At 62.9% G+C, this 11,473-nt stretch carries 20 protein-coding genes; 10 read left to right on the plus strand and 10 right to left on the minus strand.

Annotated features, from left to right (window positions below; genetic code table 11):
* Nucleotides 1-4 precede the first annotated feature (4 nt).
* From AC3A4Z_RS07280 to AC3A4Z_RS07290, 3 genes are read right to left on the minus strand one after another with little or no spacing between them, the layout of a single operon-like run.
* Nucleotides 5-412 carry an SRPBCC family protein gene (locus tag AC3A4Z_RS07280; RefSeq protein ID WP_498710958.1) on the minus strand — a complete coding sequence of 136 codons (408 nt, stop codon included), beginning with the start codon at nucleotides 410-412 and terminating at the stop codon, nucleotides 5-7.
* Nucleotides 409-723: an ArsR/SmtB family transcription factor gene (locus AC3A4Z_RS07285; protein WP_498710959.1), complete on the minus strand. Its 315-nt coding sequence runs from the start codon at nucleotides 721-723 to the stop codon at nucleotides 409-411. Before AC3A4Z_RS07285 ends, AC3A4Z_RS07280 begins: the two co-directional genes overlap by 4 nt.
* A gap of 33 nt (nucleotides 724-756) precedes the next feature.
* Nucleotides 757-1,056, minus strand: a complete 300-nt coding sequence (locus AC3A4Z_RS07290) for a hypothetical protein (RefSeq protein WP_498710960.1) — start codon at nucleotides 1,054-1,056, stop codon at nucleotides 757-759.
* A gap of 47 nt (nucleotides 1,057-1,103) precedes the next feature.
* On the opposite strand from AC3A4Z_RS07290, the gene AC3A4Z_RS07295 reads away from it, so the two are divergent.
* The 3 genes from AC3A4Z_RS07295 (at nucleotide 1,104) to AC3A4Z_RS07305 (ending at nucleotide 2,286) form a co-directional block, all read left to right on the plus strand.
* Nucleotides 1,104-1,463 carry a VOC family protein gene (locus AC3A4Z_RS07295; RefSeq protein ID WP_498710961.1) on the plus strand — a complete coding sequence of 120 codons (360 nt, stop codon included), beginning with the start codon at nucleotides 1,104-1,106 and terminating at the stop codon, nucleotides 1,461-1,463.
* A 121-nt stretch (nucleotides 1,464-1,584) separates the two neighbouring features.
* On the plus strand, nucleotides 1,585-1,869 hold the full coding sequence (locus AC3A4Z_RS07300; protein ID WP_498710962.1) for a DUF427 domain-containing protein: 285 nt from the start codon (nucleotides 1,585-1,587) through the stop codon (nucleotides 1,867-1,869).
* 60 nt (nucleotides 1,870-1,929) lie between these two features.
* On the plus strand, nucleotides 1,930-2,286 hold the full coding sequence (locus AC3A4Z_RS07305) for a DUF5655 domain-containing protein (RefSeq protein ID WP_498710963.1): 357 nt from the start codon (nucleotides 1,930-1,932) through the stop codon (nucleotides 2,284-2,286).
* Between the two features lie 63 nt (nucleotides 2,287-2,349).
* On the opposite strand, the gene AC3A4Z_RS07310 is transcribed toward AC3A4Z_RS07305, so the two are convergent.
* The 4 genes from AC3A4Z_RS07310 to AC3A4Z_RS07325 all read right to left on the minus strand — a co-directional run bounded on the left by AC3A4Z_RS07310 (nucleotide 2,350) and on the right by AC3A4Z_RS07325 (nucleotide 4,079).
* Complete coding sequence (locus AC3A4Z_RS07310) at nucleotides 2,350-2,805, minus strand: hypothetical protein (RefSeq protein WP_498710964.1); 456 nt, start codon at nucleotides 2,803-2,805, stop codon at nucleotides 2,350-2,352.
* Between the two features lie 82 nt (nucleotides 2,806-2,887).
* On the minus strand, nucleotides 2,888-3,490 hold the full coding sequence (locus AC3A4Z_RS07315) for a hypothetical protein (RefSeq protein ID WP_498710965.1): 603 nt from the start codon (nucleotides 3,488-3,490) through the stop codon (nucleotides 2,888-2,890).
* A complete protein-coding gene (locus AC3A4Z_RS07320; protein ID WP_498710966.1) occupies nucleotides 3,490-3,822 on the minus strand; it encodes a PEP-utilizing enzyme in 333 nt (110 codons plus the stop codon). Before AC3A4Z_RS07320 ends, AC3A4Z_RS07315 begins: the two co-directional genes overlap by 1 nt.
* A gap of 50 nt (nucleotides 3,823-3,872) precedes the next feature.
* A complete protein-coding gene (locus tag AC3A4Z_RS07325; RefSeq protein WP_498710967.1) occupies nucleotides 3,873-4,079 on the minus strand; it encodes a hypothetical protein in 207 nt (68 codons plus the stop codon).
* Nucleotides 4,080-4,299: 220 nt separating this feature from the next.
* On the opposite strand from AC3A4Z_RS07325, the gene AC3A4Z_RS07330 reads away from it, so the two are divergent.
* From AC3A4Z_RS07330 to AC3A4Z_RS07340, 3 genes are all read left to right on the plus strand, one after another.
* Complete coding sequence (locus AC3A4Z_RS07330; RefSeq protein ID WP_498710968.1) at nucleotides 4,300-4,938, plus strand: hypothetical protein; 639 nt, start codon at nucleotides 4,300-4,302, stop codon at nucleotides 4,936-4,938.
* Complete coding sequence (locus tag AC3A4Z_RS07335) at nucleotides 4,938-5,102, plus strand: hypothetical protein (protein ID WP_498710969.1); 165 nt, start codon at nucleotides 4,938-4,940, stop codon at nucleotides 5,100-5,102. Before AC3A4Z_RS07330 ends, AC3A4Z_RS07335 begins: the two co-directional genes overlap by 1 nt.
* A gap of 76 nt (nucleotides 5,103-5,178) precedes the next feature.
* Nucleotides 5,179-5,631 (plus strand): hypothetical protein, encoded by a 453-nt coding sequence (locus AC3A4Z_RS07340; protein WP_498710970.1) that lies wholly within the window; start codon nucleotides 5,179-5,181, stop codon nucleotides 5,629-5,631.
* 112 nt (nucleotides 5,632-5,743) lie between these two features.
* On the opposite strand, the gene AC3A4Z_RS07345 is transcribed toward AC3A4Z_RS07340, so the two are convergent.
* Nucleotides 5,744-6,133 (minus strand): hypothetical protein, encoded by a 390-nt coding sequence (locus AC3A4Z_RS07345; protein ID WP_498710971.1) that lies wholly within the window; start codon nucleotides 6,131-6,133, stop codon nucleotides 5,744-5,746.
* Between the two features lie 190 nt (nucleotides 6,134-6,323).
* On the opposite strand from AC3A4Z_RS07345, the gene AC3A4Z_RS07350 reads away from it, so the two are divergent.
* A complete protein-coding gene (locus AC3A4Z_RS07350; protein WP_498710972.1) occupies nucleotides 6,324-6,887 on the plus strand; it encodes a dihydrofolate reductase family protein in 564 nt (187 codons plus the stop codon).
* Between the two features lie 59 nt (nucleotides 6,888-6,946).
* Here the strand turns inward: AC3A4Z_RS07350 and AC3A4Z_RS07355 are convergent, their stop codons facing one another.
* Nucleotides 6,947-7,351: an SHOCT domain-containing protein gene (locus AC3A4Z_RS07355; RefSeq protein ID WP_498710973.1), complete on the minus strand. Its 405-nt coding sequence runs from the start codon at nucleotides 7,349-7,351 to the stop codon at nucleotides 6,947-6,949.
* 156 nt (nucleotides 7,352-7,507) lie between these two features.
* On the opposite strand from AC3A4Z_RS07355, the gene AC3A4Z_RS07360 reads away from it, so the two are divergent.
* A complete protein-coding gene (locus tag AC3A4Z_RS07360) occupies nucleotides 7,508-8,374 on the plus strand; it encodes a class I SAM-dependent methyltransferase (protein WP_498710974.1) in 867 nt (288 codons plus the stop codon).
* A 195-nt stretch (nucleotides 8,375-8,569) separates the two neighbouring features.
* Here the strand turns inward: AC3A4Z_RS07360 and AC3A4Z_RS07365 are convergent, their stop codons facing one another.
* Nucleotides 8,570-9,313, minus strand: a complete 744-nt coding sequence (locus AC3A4Z_RS07365) for a GOLPH3/VPS74 family protein (protein ID WP_498710975.1) — start codon at nucleotides 9,311-9,313, stop codon at nucleotides 8,570-8,572.
* A 268-nt stretch (nucleotides 9,314-9,581) separates the two neighbouring features.
* Here AC3A4Z_RS07365 and AC3A4Z_RS07370 point away from each other — a divergent pair, with 268 nt between their 5' ends.
* Both AC3A4Z_RS07370 and AC3A4Z_RS07375 read left to right on the plus strand, forming a co-directional pair.
* Nucleotides 9,582-10,106 (plus strand): flavodoxin domain-containing protein, encoded by a 525-nt coding sequence (locus tag AC3A4Z_RS07370; protein WP_498711134.1) that lies wholly within the window; start codon nucleotides 9,582-9,584, stop codon nucleotides 10,104-10,106.
* A 108-nt stretch (nucleotides 10,107-10,214) separates the two neighbouring features.
* The gene (locus AC3A4Z_RS07375) at nucleotides 10,215-11,453 is read left to right on the plus strand and encodes an NYN domain-containing protein (protein WP_498710976.1); all 1,239 of its coding nucleotides are present in this window, start codon (nucleotides 10,215-10,217) and stop codon (nucleotides 11,451-11,453) included.
* The last annotated feature ends 20 nt before the right edge of the window (nucleotides 11,454-11,473 follow it).

Below are 11,473 nucleotides of genomic sequence, written 5' to 3' on the forward strand. Positions count from 1 at the left end.
AACGTCAGGAAACGCCGGCGAGAACGCCGTCAATCCGGGTAAGCAGCCCCGGCCAGCCGTTGCCCATGCCCTCGATGGCCTGTTTGCCCATGGGGGTGTCGAGGCGGAAGCCCGCGTGTTCGTGATGGAGCACAGTGCCGCCATCCGCCGGCTCGAGGCGCCAGGTGATGGTGGTGTCCAGCACGGCCTCGGAGAAGAGGAAGCTGATGGAGGTGCCGGGATCCACGGTGAGGACTTCGCACTGCTGCTGCCCCCAGGAGCCCATGTCCATGGTGAAACGGTGGCCAACGACTGGCGCGATATCGCCCGGCGCCCACCAGCGGGCCAGCAGCTCGGGGGTGGTCAGCGCGGCCCACACGGATTCGGCGGGGTGCGGGAAGCGGCGTTCGAGCCGGATGGCGTTCTCGGTCATGACGGTTTCTCCTCGTCCAGAAGTTCTGCCAGCGCGTCGAGGCGCTGGTCCCAGTAGTGCTCGAAGTGCTTCACCCAGCCGCCGATCTCGGCCAGGGCCTGCGGCTGGAGGTGGTACAGCCGGTTACGTCCGTGGCGCTCCTCGCGGACCAACCCGGCCTCGCGGAGTACGGCAAGGTGCTCGGAGGCCGCCGGGCGGCTGAGGTTCAGCAGCCCGGTGAGTTCGCCCGCTGTCCGGGGACCCTGGCGGAGCTCGTCGAGGATCACTCGCCGCGCAGGGTTGGAGACGGCGCCGAATACGTCAGGAAGCACCGAACCAGTATATGTCGGAAATTTCCGACATATCTAGCGGGTGCCGGTTTTCCTGCCGAGCCTGTACCCGGCCCAGAAGGCGAGCAGGAGCAGCCCCACCACGGCGACGGTCAGGCCGATCTGGGTTCCTTGGGTTATCAGAACAGCGCCGTTGGCAGTGAAGGGCGTATTGCTGAGCGGCGCGTAGGCGAACCAGCCGATGTAATCCCGGTTCAAGATGGCGATGAGACCGCCGGCCAGCACCGCCGCGAAGCCCGCGAAGGGCAGGACGGTGAGAAGAACTTTGGCAGATTTGGATGTGTTGGGCTGCCCGGCAGCGTTGTTTTCCCCCATGGAACCGAGTCTAGCCGGGGCTGTTCGGCCGCCATTAGGCTGGGCGGATGTTGACCATCGGCAGCACCGTCCTTGGCGTCAACGACGTCGCCCGCGCCACCGCATTCTGGCACGCCGCCCTGGGGTATGTTCCGCAGGAGCCCGGCGACGAGACCTGGGTGATCCTCGTGCCGGAATCGGGCCCGGGGGCGCAGCTGGCCCTGATGCGGAGCGAGACGCCGGTCCAGGAATACCCCCGGATCCATCTGGACTTGTACGCGGACAACCAGGCCGCCGAGGTGGAACGGCTGGTCTCCCTCGGCGCCCAGCGGGTGGACTGGGACCTGTATCCGGAGGACCCTGATTTCATCGTGCTTGCTGATCCTGACGGGAACAGGTTCTGCGTCATCGACAAGAGCCCGCGGTAGCACCGCCGGCGGACGCGCCCGAGGAACGCTGACGTTCGGGAACATTCCTGTCCGCTATCCCGTTGGTATCCCTACGACCCGCGCCTCCTTTGAACGCGGCGGCGCTTACGGAAGGGAACCTATGGCCAGGGCTATCTGGAACGAAAAAGTTATCGCCGAATCGACGGACACCGTGGTGGTGGAGGGCAACCATTACTTCCCCCGCGAAGCCGTCAACGCCCACTACCTTCGGGACAGCGACCTCTCTTCCGTCTGCCCGTGGAAGGGCAGGGCCAGCTATCACACGCTCGAAGTTGACGGAAAGCTGAACGTGGACGCGGCCTGGTACTACCCGGAGACAAAGCCGCGGGCAAAGCAGATCGAGGACCGGATCGCGTTCTGGCGCGGCGTCACCATCGAGGCTTAAGAACAGAAAGCAGCGGACGACGGCGGAACCTCCCGCCGTCGTCCAGGCCAGTAGGCCACCATGGTGATTGTGGATGCACAGCAACTTTTCCCCGGCGCCCTCACGGAGATTTATGATGCGCTTTCAGCGCGGATGTCCGGGCTGGGTGACGACATCGTCGAAGAGTTCTCGAGAACCCAGGTGAGTTACGGGGCGGCGCGGAAGTTCACGTGGCTCACCCCCATCACGAAGAGCAAAGCGCTGCTGACCATGGATATGTGGGATGAGCACCACGCCTCGTTCGTCCGTGACATCATTCGGTTTCATCACGACAAACACACCCACCAGGTGGAAGTGCGCACCCCAGCCGACATTGAGTCCGTTGCCGCCCTCGGCTGGTTTGAGGATTCAGCCGCCTGGGGCCGTAAGCAACGTTGACCAGTTGGCTGCTTCGTCAGCGCCGGCATCATCGCCTCCCCCGGGTGATTGGCTCAGTTCCAGTTATGAGCCGACGGTGACGTACTCGCCATTGAGCTTTTCTGCCAGGCGTTCGATGTCCCTCGTCGAGGGTTGGCCGGTGGCCATCTCAGTGAAGTCGACAACCATCCAATTCATCCCATGGACGAGATGGATTTTGCCTTGGTTGGAGTCAGACAAGATCTGGTAGGTTTCGCGAAATGCTTTCTCATCTGCAAAAAGGTCTATCTGAACCTTTTCAAAGCACAGCTTCTGTGCGGAGGACAGCCTGATGCCGTCACCCATTGGAACAATTGGATCACCAACAGGATCAGCTTCGCAGGCCAGGACGTCATCGACGGCGGTGTAAGCCTCATCCATGGAGCTGAAGCCTTGTAGGTTCTCGCTTCCAGGCTGCTCTTTGACGACACATCCCGCGACCGGAACGGCCACAAGAAAAGCCGCCGTTGCAATATTTAGAAAATGCCTGTTTTTCGTCACTTTTACCCCCAGGTTATTTATCGCACTGTTTCACATGAGGGGGGAACCCTAAAAGCCTTTCCGGTCAGCCGGGGTGCGGTATCTATCGCTGGATGCCGAGAGTGGCGATGAGATCCTCGTGGAACTCGAACCATACGCGGTGAAAGGAATCGCGGTCCGTGGCGACTAACCAGGCTGGTTCTGTGGCTGCGTTTGCCACCGCCTGGTCGAGCCGGTGCGCGTATCCGTCAAACCGGGGCAACGCTCCAGCCAGGCGGGTTTCCAGCCCCCGGAAGGAGGCTGCGGCCTCGGCAAAGGTTTGATGCTTCTCGTGGTCCAGCCCTTGATTTGGCTGGTTGTCCTGAGACAGCCGGTCAAGCTGAAGCTGGCTGCAGGCGGCGACGATATCCGTGTTGAGGGGCACAAACTCCGCGTGCACGGAGGTGACCACGGCACGTGCACCCGCCAATTCAAGTTCCTCTGCCAGGAGCCGTTCATTTTCTGTCCTGCCGGCGACAGTCAGCGACCAACCCCGAGAGTCCCCGAATGAGGAGCGCACGGCCCACCCCTTCGAGCCGGCTTCGATGAGAAGGCGTTCGACTTGTTGGGGATCCTGGCCAAACCTTTTTGCCACTGCCTCAGTGTCGGCAAAGCCGAGGAGCCTCATGGAGTGGAGGGTGAGCAGCATCGTGGGCTTCAAACTCATCACGGCCCCTTTACCGGCGCTGCCGTGACGGTTCCCTGGGTTCCGTCGACCACGATGGTGGTTCCGGCCGGGAACAGGTGGAGGGCACCGGCTACCCCTAAGACAGCGGGGATGCCATATTCGCGAGCCACGATGGCGGCGTGTGAAAGCATGCCGCCTGTTTCCGTCACGATTGCACCGGCTAGCCCGAACAGCGGTGTCCAGGCAGGGTCAGTGGTCCGGCAGATAAGGATGTCGCCGGGCTTCACCGTGGAAAATTCGTCCACGCTGTCAACTGTCCTTGCCGTGCCGCACGCGGTCCCCGGGCTGGCGCCGGTTCCAAAGGAAGTCATCAACCAAAATTACCGGGTCAACAATCCATGCGCAGGACGAATTCTTGACTTCATCCTGATGCACTACTGCGCCGGGGGTTGGGCTTCTGAGCTTCCGGCGGCGGGAGTACCACAACGAGTAACGTCGCGAATGGCCCGAGGAACATTGACATGAGAAACCATGCCAACCGGCTCCGGTTCTTCTGTTCGGCCAATCCGGCATTGATCAGCGCGATGGCGAACCACATGCCGCCCCCATTGACATAGTTGCTATCCATTGGCCTACTCAACCACATGGGGATTTTGCGAACTCAGGTTTCGTCGTCGCGAAATCACGGGTTACAACGGAAACGATCAGAACCGGATCATCCAAATCTGTTTGGGTGGGGGTCGGGCAGTCAGGGCTAGACTGGCGTGGTTAGGACGGATTGGGGGATCCAGAGCGGCTCGCGCCGCTGTTCCGCTGGTCGGTCGCCGCCAGCGGACCAAGGGATGACCATGACCTTCTTTCAGAGCTTTCCGGTACCGCCGTTGCCGCCGCAGCCGCGGTCGACAAGATACGTCCCGCCGCCTTGGGTGGCTCCTCCCTCTCATGAGCTGCCGGCCGTCGTACATGTGGGCAAGTTCCTGCACCGCAGTCCGTCGATCGTTGTGGGTGTGAAGAGCGCTGAGGTGTTTTCCACAGGCTGCTCCTTCAGCCTGTCCTGGCTATGTCGACGCGTCGACCAGAATGACGAAGACTGGGCTGTTCTTCAGGAAAATTTCCATCACTCGGGGATGGGCTTCCGCCACGGCCGGTCACAGCAGACATCCTTGATGCTCGGCGTCCAGTTCCCCGATGGTTCCAAAGCCAGCACTGCCAATCAAGGGCCCCACGGCCTCAGAGGAGTCGGTCAGGATCCCGAACCACCGACGCTTGCCCTGAACAACGGAGGGGGCAGCGGGGGCGACGACGAGCTATCGGGCACCGGCACGATCTGGCTGTGGCCGCTTCCTCCGGCCGGGGAATTTCGCTTGCTGGCTCAGTGGACCGCCCTTGGCATGCCGGAATCATCCGTAGTCGTGGACGGAGCCCAGCTTCGGGAGGCCGCGGCAGGCACCCAGAAGTACTGGCCGGAGGAGGGTACGCAAGGATGATGGCTCTCGACAGTCTGGTCCTGACCGTGGTCTTCGCGGCGGTGTTCTTCTACGTCCTTTACGGCGTCATCCGCGCCGCAGTCCGGGACGGCATACTTCAGGCCGAGAAACGTCGGCAAGGGGCGGACAGGCCGCCGTTTGATGACAGCGGCGTAAGGTCGTGACTTTGCAGAGCTGGCTTGTGGCCGGGTTCGGAGTTGGAGCGCGGCGCCTTTGCACGCCCTCGGAGAATGGACAACCATGAACAAAGCTTTTCCCGCCCTCGCTGTAGCGACTTTCGCTGCCCTGTTGTTCACCGGGTGCTCGTCTTCCGCTCCCAATACAGCTACGCCCGTTGAGAGGCCAGCCAGCCAAACGGCTGCCGCTCCTGACTCCATACCCAACTCCTCCCCTGCGTCGAACAAAACAGCAGACTTTGTGACAGCCAACGCGAACGCGGGCTGGGTTGGCCACATCAAGTCTGTGACTGAAATCGAGCCGGGAAGAATCCGGATCTACACCAGTGTCGTTGACCCGCAGACCGCCAGCGGCAGCGAGGCGGCCGTGACCGCGATCGCCATCTGCGAGTCCGCAGTGGCTCTGTTCGGGCCAAGCTATGTATCGGTTCTGGAAGACGACGGCACCAGCTTCGTGCTGTACGGACACCCGTCAGTCCCCGAGGGTGCCTGCGCGGACGTTCGACCATCACAATAGCGGCGCCGGCCGGGACCAGATTCCCCGGAACGGGTTCCGTCCGACGGCGGTCGACTCCTCAATGTCAACTAGCAGCCAGTTCCAAAGTCTTCAGCTAAACTTGCGGGCTCAGTCAGCGGCCGCTGACTGGGGCTACGACTACCTGCACGTCGTCTTCGTATAGGACATCTCCCGGATCATTCGAGTGCAGCACTCGCCAGTCGACACCGTAGCGCTCAAGAAGATCCATGTAGAACTGGACGCCGACGATTAGATCCGTCGCCGAGCTCTTGAACCAAGATTGGGCCGAAGGGTTGATTGCGCGGTCGTAGATCATTTTGTCCACAGTTGATGGGTCCGTGTACGCGGAGTCGAAATGGTCGTTCGCTTTCCGCCAGGCGGCCCAGTCTTTGTCGCTGAGTTTTCCGTCTCTTGCCAGACCGTTGGCGAGAGCGAAAATTCCTGGATAGCAACCACGACTGTTGGGGTTGCCTGCTTGGAAGCGTACAAACTTTGAGTCCATGTTCCCCAGCTAATCACTAGGCACGTGATTAGCGCGGCAGGGAAACCAATTCGCAACAGTCCCGCTAGATGCCGTAGGCAGCAGCTACTTGGCGTGGTGGTCAACTGGCCCTGGTGTAGCCCGACCCGAGGATTTTTCCGCGACCGTGCTGGTCTGTACACACGATACCGACCCACGGAAGACTGACGCCATGCGCAACCTGACTTTCGGCATGAACGTGAGCGTGGACGGCTACATCACCGCCCCCGGCGACGACCTTGGCTGGAGCGTTCCGAGCGACGAACTGTTCCAATGGTGGTCCGACCGGGTGGGAGCGACGGGCCTGGCGCTGTACGGGCGGAAGCTGTGGGAGACGATGAGCTCCCACTGGCCGACCGCCGACCAGCAGCCGGGCGCCACACCCGCCCACATCGAGTACGCGCGCCGCTGGCGGGACATGCCGAAAACGGTGTTCTCCTCAACGGCCATTCCGGTCGACTGGAACACTCGCCTGGTCACCGGCGACGCGGTCGCCGAGATCACCCGGCTCAAGGCCGACGACGGCGGCTCGATGGACATCGGCGGTGCCACACTCGCCGCGGCGGCCATGAGGGCCGGGCTGATCGACGAGTACCTGATCGTCACCCATCCGGTCCTGGTGGGCGGCGGCACGCCGTTCTTCACGGCCTTGGACAACTGGGTGAACCTGAGCCTCGTGGAGACACGGACGTTCCCAGACGGTGTACTCATGACGAGGTATGTGACCAGGCGCTGAGTGCGTAACGTCGAATCGGCGCGGGCTTCGTGTCACCCAAGGATCCCGTGCCCCTGCGTTCAACTGTCTCCAAGGATGCGCCGCTTTCCGGCGCTGAACTCTTCGTCAGTAAGTGCGCCCCGTCCATGCAGTTCTGCAAGGAGGGCAAGCTCTGCCGCCAGCGATCCCTTACCCATAATCTTGCCGACCATCATCTGTGGCCCTCTGGCGCGTTTTGCCGTCTCAGGTGGAAGCTCGTGAGTCCGTGATGAACTGTTGACGGCATAGGTGATTAGCAGGGTGATTACGAGGACGCGCATCGCGATTCCCAAAGGGACACGGAAAGGCTGGGTCGCGTTTATCAAGACAGCAAGGAAGGCCGCGGCAACAACTGCACAAAGCCCAGCTATCCGAAGCGACGATCGGCTAATACCAAACGTGAAGGTGTATCCATCGGCCTCGGTCGAAACCAAGTGCTCATTCATCTGCCGATAATAGCCCCACGGACACTTATTGGACATCCTCCGGTCAGCGCATAAACGTCCCCGTGCAACGCTGGAGAATGCCGGACTAACCGCAGAAGCTACGAAATCCGAGCCGGGACCTTACGATCCCGTGGACGGGCGTTGTAGGGTGACGGCGTGATCGTCCCCACTATTTCCCAGAACGCCGCAGCAGTCGCGGATCACTACGACGAGCTCGACCCGATTTATCGCCGGGTGTGGGGTGAGCACGTCCACCACGGGCTGTGGTCCACCGGTCGCGAGACGCCCGCCGAGGCCGTCGAGGCGCTGGTGGACACCGTCGGCGGCCGGCTGCGCCTGATGCCCGGCGAAGCGTGCGTGGACATCGGCTGCGGCTATGGCTCCACCGCAAGGCAGCTCGCGCTGACACACAGGGTCAGTGTTACCGGCTTCACGCTGTCCGCCGAGCAGGCCCGCTACGCCGATGCGCACCCCTTACGCGGCGTGGACATCCAGCTCCGCGACTGGCTGGTCAACGGGCTGCCCGATGCCTCGGCCGACGCCGCCTGGGCCATCGAGTCGAGCGAGCACATGGTGGACAAGCCCAGATTCTTCGCCGAGGCGCATCGGGTGCTGGCTCCCGGCGGCCGCTTCGTGGTCTGCGCGTGGCTGGCCGAGACTGACGCCAGCGGCTGGAAGCTTCGCCACCTTCTCGAGCCGATCTGCCGCGAAGGGCGCCTGCCCTCGATGGGCACGCGCGAGGAGTACGAGGCGATGGCAGTGGCAGCGGGCTTCGTGGTCGATGGCTATGAGGATGCTAGCCGCCGCGTCGCGCGCACCTGGACCATCTGTGCCCGTCGACTAGTGAAGGCCTTGATCGTCGACCGGGAGACCCGTCGCGTTGCCCTTGGCGCCCGCAACCTCTTCGCTCTCAGCCTCCCCCGCATGATCCTGGCCTATCGCACCGGTGCGATGCGCTACGGCATATTCACGCTGTCGAAGGCGCGGGAGGACGGGCCGCGCCGCGCGGACCCCGGCATGTAATCGCAGCAGGGGCCAGCCTGGGCGGCAGCCGTCCCGTGGGTTGTCTCTTCCACATCATCGCCGGCTTCGCGGATCTGGAATTCCGCCCGGAGGTTCTCGGTGTACTTGATTCCCGCGCTGTCCAGGTAGACACCAGTCGGTCGCGGCCGCAAGCCCTTTTCCGTCAAAGCCCCTGTTGAACGGAATACCGCAAGATTACAACGCCGCAGTTTCTTCCTCCGCGAGCCGGATCAAACGAAGTTCGTCTTCCACTGCACGGGCAGGCCAATAGTCCTTTGCCAGTTCGTTGGCCCACACCCTGTCTGCGTCCGGGAAGAGCCTGCCGAGCAGTCCGCCAGCCTCCAGCAGTGCGATCAGGGCGAGGGGCCGGTGGTCGGGTTTCTTGAGGTCGCGCTGGACAGGTTCCGGCCCCTTGGCATTGGGGGGCACGGCATTGGTTGTCCCCGCCTCGGCAACAAGGGAATCGGGCACCTCGGGCTCAGGCGAGTCGCTGAGCGTGGCCTGGATCTTTCGCAGAAGCGCTGCCTCTGGAGCGTGGTCCTTCTCGGGGTAGCGTACAGTCCGGAACCTGCCCAGGCGTTTTTCTCCCACGCGTTCCACGACGCCGAGCGAGACCAGGCCCTGGTAGACGCGAAGCACCTGGGCCCGGCCCTCCAGCGCGGAGACCCACCACTTGGGTGTGTGGGGCCGGGACTTGCCCCTGATCAGCTCAAGTTCGAGCTGGAGATCAGTGGTGGGAAGGGTGTCGGTGGGCCTGACGTACTTGCCCCGCAGTTCGATCGCCCCGAGCAGGTTGAGTTCGGCCAGCACGGCCCCGGCCACGGCGGTCCTGATTGCGAACACGGGCGCCTCGGCTTTGCCGGTTGTGTCATTCGTGGCCAGCAGGAGGAAGGCCTGGGGAAGGGACAGGTCCAGGGACTTCGATGTGTCTGCGTTCATAACACTATGGTCCGCCCGCAGGACGAACGCCACAATCGGCCGAAGTACCCGCTTTTCCAGTGGTACAGCACCATCACCTGCATCTGCGGCAACACCGTGAGCCAGGACGGGCTGATCCAAGCCACTCCAGCCTCATAGCCGTGCAGGGTGAAGTTCGGGCCGCTCCCTTCAGCGAGTCCCTCCCGGGACGTTCGGCCCTACAGCCGGGTCTTTCGGGATTGGCACAGTGGTAGTTGACCAGGAACTTGGAAAACTGAAGGAGGCCATGATGGCCAGTATCTACATCCCCTACGGGACCGTTGAGGGTCAGACGGCCAGGATCGCCGAGTTTATCGCGGACGTGGTGCAGGCGCATGGCCATACTGCCAAGGCGGTGCATATCAAAGACGCGGAAACGGACATCCCGGACGGATACGACGCTGTGCTGGTTGGAGCGTCTGTGCACATGGGCAAGCACGAGGACTACGTTCGGGATTTCGTGCAAAAGAACCGGGAGACTCTGGAACGGCTCCCGTCTGCGCTGTTTTCAGTCAGCATGGCAGCCCACGGCGACACCGAGAACGCTGAGGGCTACGTGGAGAAGTTCGAGGAAGAGACGGGCTGGCGGCCAGCCCAGGTGGCGCTCTTCAGCGGGGCCCTGCTCTACACCCAGTACGGGTTCATTAAGCGGCTCATCATGAAGAAGATTGCCAGCGACAAGGGCTCCCCGGACACGGACACGTCCCGGGACTACGTGTACACGGAGTGGGACGGCGTGAAGCGGTTCGCGGAGGACTTCCTGGCGCGGCTGTAGCACCTGACCCAAGCAGGGAGGACGACGGCGGGGCTTCCCGTCGTCGTCCGCTCGCGTGTCGGAGTCGAAGGGCAGCGGGTGGCACCCCGTTGCTGGCACACTGGCCCAATGAACGCGGCACTCACACCTTCCCGCCGGCCTGGCATCCGCGCGGCGATGTTTGTTGATTTCGACAACGTCTTCACCGGCCTCCAGGCTTTGGATCCGCAGGCGGCGAAGCGGTTTGCTGAAGACCCCAAGCATTGGGCCGATGCCTTATCTGCAGGAGGTCCCGGCGAGGGTGCCCGGCGCTTCCTGATCCGCAACTGCTACCTGAACCCCATGGTGTATTCGAAGTACCGCACGTATTGGACCCGCGCCGGATTCCGCGTCATCGACTGCCCCTCCCTCACCCAGCGGGGAAAGAGCAGCACGGACATCAACCTGGTGCTCGACGCCATGGACGCACTCGCTGGCGGCGGTGGAATCGAGGAGTTCTTCATCGCTTCGGCCGACGCCGACTTCACGTCCCTGATCCAGCGGTTCCGTGCCGCCGACCGAATGACCACCGTCATCGCAGCCGGGGCCGTGGCCTTCGCGTACAGGGAGATGGCGGACCACGTGGTGGAGTCCCACGATTTTGTCTCGATCCTCAACGGCACAACCGCTGAACCCGTGCGCGCAGCAGCTTCCGTACAACAACCCCAAGCACCTGCCGCGACCAAGGCAAAGGCCAAAGCCCACTCCCCGGCGATCCGCGAGGTAGCGGAGTTTGTCCGGACGGCACCGGGCCCGGTTGTTGGTGCCATGGTGGCCCACCGGGCGCTCACTGCCGATCCTTCTTTGAAGACGGACTGGGGCGGCTTCGGAAAGTTCGGGACGTGGGTTTCCCAGATCGGCAAGAACGTCGAGTACTCAGCGGCACACGGCGGCTGGGTCTGGGACTCGAAGCGGTTCTCCAGTGAGGACCTTCCCCTGCCAGCCGATGCGCAGCCGGGTGTCGAGGAGCGGGTCACCCGGGTGACAGACGTGCCGGCGCTCTCGGAAGCCCAGTTTCGGCAGATCTTTGAGGCCATGGCGGCGCGGCTGCGGGAGCATCCGCCGCTCAACCGCACGGAACTGTCCCGGCAGGTGCGGGATGACTGTGTCGATGCAGGCCAGCCGGTTTCCCGCAGTGCGGTCAGTTTTGTCCTGCAGGGTCTCGCCTACGCCAGTTTCCAGCTCCACGATCAGGCGACAGCAGAGGAATTGGCCGCAGCCTGGACGGAGAACGTGGAAGAACTCTGCCGCGTGGCGTTACTGGAATTCGACGCGGCGGAGAAGATGGCAGTCCGGCGGTGGGCGAGCGGCGGACTGCTGGACAACTGATCCAAGCCTAGCGGACGACG

The sequence above is a fragment of the Arthrobacter sp. Soil_C_49 genome, assembly GCF_057656635.1.

What these genes read in the sequence shown, in the direction of transcription:
- AC3A4Z_RS07315 (WP_498710965.1), bottom strand. Translation starts at nt 3,490, where the DNA reads ATGAGTTTGAAGCCCACGATGCTGCTCACCCTCCACTCCATGAGGCTC.
- AC3A4Z_RS07330 (WP_498710968.1), top strand. Translation starts at nt 4,300, where the DNA reads ATGACCTTCTTTCAGAGCTTTCCGGTACCGCCGTTGCCGCCGCAGCCG.
- AC3A4Z_RS07300 (WP_498710962.1), top strand. Translation starts at nt 1,585, where the DNA reads ATGGCCAGGGCTATCTGGAACGAAAAAGTTATCGCCGAATCGACGGAC.
- AC3A4Z_RS07305 (WP_498710963.1), top strand. Translation starts at nt 1,930, where the DNA reads ATGGTGATTGTGGATGCACAGCAACTTTTCCCCGGCGCCCTCACGGAG.
- AC3A4Z_RS07345 (WP_498710971.1), bottom strand. Translation starts at nt 6,133, where the DNA reads ATGGACTCAAAGTTTGTACGCTTCCAAGCAGGCAACCCCAACAGTCGT.
- AC3A4Z_RS07295 (WP_498710961.1), top strand. Translation starts at nt 1,104, where the DNA reads ATGTTGACCATCGGCAGCACCGTCCTTGGCGTCAACGACGTCGCCCGC.
- AC3A4Z_RS07365 (WP_498710975.1), bottom strand. Translation starts at nt 9,313, where the DNA reads ATGAACGCAGACACATCGAAGTCCCTGGACCTGTCCCTTCCCCAGGCC.
- AC3A4Z_RS07375 (WP_498710976.1), top strand. Translation starts at nt 10,215, where the DNA reads ATGAACGCGGCACTCACACCTTCCCGCCGGCCTGGCATCCGCGCGGCG.
- AC3A4Z_RS07320 (WP_498710966.1), bottom strand. Translation starts at nt 3,822, where the DNA reads ATGACTTCCTTTGGAACCGGCGCCAGCCCGGGGACCGCGTGCGGCACG.
- AC3A4Z_RS07335 (WP_498710969.1), top strand. Translation starts at nt 4,938, where the DNA reads ATGGCTCTCGACAGTCTGGTCCTGACCGTGGTCTTCGCGGCGGTGTTC.
- AC3A4Z_RS07370 (WP_498711134.1), top strand. Translation starts at nt 9,582, where the DNA reads ATGGCCAGTATCTACATCCCCTACGGGACCGTTGAGGGTCAGACGGCC.
- AC3A4Z_RS07290 (WP_498710960.1), bottom strand. Translation starts at nt 1,056, where the DNA reads ATGGGGGAAAACAACGCTGCCGGGCAGCCCAACACATCCAAATCTGCC.
- AC3A4Z_RS07325 (WP_498710967.1), bottom strand. Translation starts at nt 4,079, where the DNA reads ATGGATAGCAACTATGTCAATGGGGGCGGCATGTGGTTCGCCATCGCG.
- AC3A4Z_RS07355 (WP_498710973.1), bottom strand. Translation starts at nt 7,351, where the DNA reads ATGAATGAGCACTTGGTTTCGACCGAGGCCGATGGATACACCTTCACG.
- AC3A4Z_RS07280 (WP_498710958.1), bottom strand. Translation starts at nt 412, where the DNA reads ATGACCGAGAACGCCATCCGGCTCGAACGCCGCTTCCCGCACCCCGCC.
- AC3A4Z_RS07340 (WP_498710970.1), top strand. Translation starts at nt 5,179, where the DNA reads ATGAACAAAGCTTTTCCCGCCCTCGCTGTAGCGACTTTCGCTGCCCTG.
- AC3A4Z_RS07350 (WP_498710972.1), top strand. Translation starts at nt 6,324, where the DNA reads ATGCGCAACCTGACTTTCGGCATGAACGTGAGCGTGGACGGCTACATC.